Source organism: Vibrio sp. 10N.261.45.E2 (genome assembly GCF_002875705.1).
Lineage (GTDB): Bacteria > Pseudomonadota > Gammaproteobacteria > Enterobacterales > Vibrionaceae > Vibrio.
Map to the genome: position 1 here is coordinate 1 of NZ_MCZZ01000052.1, position 898 is coordinate 898.

Here is an 898-nt window from a genome sequence, read left to right on the forward strand (position 1 = left end):
AGTACCCAGCGTGAACGCTTCACCCATTGCCTCGCTTTTTTGTCTTGCTTAAGTTTGTTGGCTTGGTCGACTCTAACTCTATCCATCACCTCGCGACCGAACTTAGCGACAACATGGAATAAGTCGTAAACGATTTTTGCGTTCGGGCAGTGCGCTTGAACTTCAAGATCGAAAGCCGTATTCATGTCCATCGCGACGGCTTCGATATTTATCCCATGCTCGCCTAGTTGCTCGAAGAACGGTCGTATGTCTTTGCGGCTACGACCTAATCCTATCCAAATGACTTGGTGAGTCTTAGCGTCAGCGATAACCGTGGCATATCGATGTCCTTTAAAGATGGCGAACTCGTCCATGACGAGTTGCCTTAGGTCTTCCCATTTTATTGACGGTACAACTTGTCTAAGCCGGCGTTTATCTATCTCTTTAATAGTGTGCCAATGAACGCTCGTTAACTGGGAGATATGCTTAATGGGGAGAAGAGGTAATAGTTGTTCTATATAGCTTTTTAGGCGCTTCGTTATGCGAGCATAAGGCTCTAACCAAGATAGAGACTCTGTTTTTATGCCGCAGTCGCGACACTTAACCCTTCGAGTTTGAACGGAAAGTTCAACTGGAACACCGAGTAACATGGCATCCTTTACATGACGCCATTGATACTCATGGATAGCTTCGGCTTCAAGACCACAGAGGCATTTAGCTTCAGAGTTAGGTTTAAGAGTCAGGGTAATAAGTGTTGCTGTCTGGTGAGACTTTACTATTTGAAAGCCTTCCCAGAATGAAGATAGGAAAGTATGATTCGGCATGGAAACGGTAGTTTGTGTATGATTTTTGTTTGGCGACTAAACCATATCACTTACTACCGTTTTTGTTTTAAGTTCCCGCTAATCCGCGATGAACC

Annotated in this window: 1 protein-coding gene; it reads right to left on the bottom strand. The window is 44.7% G+C overall.

Annotated elements, in window-relative coordinates:
- Positions 1-803: ISL3 family transposase (locus BCT34_RS02925; RefSeq protein WP_102305670.1), on the bottom strand; the 803-nt coding region annotated here is incomplete at its 3' end.
- Positions 804-898: the final 95 nt, after the last annotated feature.